Below are 942 nucleotides of genomic sequence, written 5' to 3' on the forward strand. Positions count from 1 at the left end.
CGCCGCCCTTGCTCGATTTGGTCTTGATACCCGACTGCGTGGCGTTGCCGGGCAGGCCCCAGGGAGGCATGTTGTCGGCGTTATAGACGCAGCCCAGGATGATGGGGTAGTCGGGATCGCCGTTCAAGAAATCGACGATCACCTCCATGCCGATGCGGGGAATGAACACGTTGCCGACCATCTCGCCGGCCTCGTGCACCACGGATTTGACGTAGGTGACGTGCTCGTTCACGTGGTCCTTGACGTTGGTGAACCAGCCCACGATGGTGCTGACGGGATCGTGCTGGCCCTGGTCCATCGCGCCGTAGCGGTTGGACATGTCGGTGCCGTGTTCCTTGATGGTGCCCAGCGGAACGCGGATATAGGTGCTGCTGTTGCTGTGCCAGGCCGTGCCCTGCCGGCCGCTGGTCTTGAGCTTGACGGGCGTGGCCGGATCGAACGTCCAGCCGCCCGCCACCTGCGTGATCGCGCCCTCGCCGCCGCTGAAGATGTGCGTGCCCATGGAATGGAGAGGTGCAGGGGGACTGAAGAGATGGAGGGAGGGAAACAGAGCCGCAAAGGCGGTTCAGGGTGTTTTAAGGCCGTTGCCCTAGTGGAATATGCCTTGAATGCTATCGATATAGGAGCGATAGCGAATTGACGGGATCACGCATACCAAAGAAAAGGGTGAAAAGCGCTTGATGCCCTAGTTCCGATTGCCTTGATTGCTATTGAATTAATAGCAACTGGCGGTTGGGTACGTCCAGTGCAAAGCAATCTGTCGATGATTGTGGCGGGTTTGCTTTGGCATAGGTCGTTGAAACTGCAAGGCTTGAGGGAACCTCTCAAAACCCAGCCGGTCACTTGTTGACCAAGACCAGCTAACCCATTCGTTGCCATGATCACACCCCGTAGCGCCCTGAAGTTCGACCTGTTCGCGCAGGCTTCGCGCCAGCACAAGAG

At 58.6% G+C, this 942-nt stretch carries 2 protein-coding genes; both read right to left on the reverse strand.

Going from position 1 to position 942, the window contains the following annotated elements:
* Nucleotides 1–502 (reverse strand): phage baseplate assembly protein V (locus AVHM3334_RS23695; RefSeq protein ID WP_284415877.1); only part of this gene is annotated, 502 nt, incomplete at its 3' end.
* A gap of 213 nt (nt 503–715) precedes the next feature.
* A partial coding sequence (locus AVHM3334_RS23700) for a hypothetical protein (protein ID WP_284415878.1) occupies nt 716–942 on the reverse strand: 227 nt, incomplete at its 5' end.

It is taken from the genome of Acidovorax sp. SUPP3334 (assembly GCF_030159055.1).
Taxonomy (GTDB): domain Bacteria; phylum Pseudomonadota; class Gammaproteobacteria; order Burkholderiales; family Burkholderiaceae_C; genus Paracidovorax.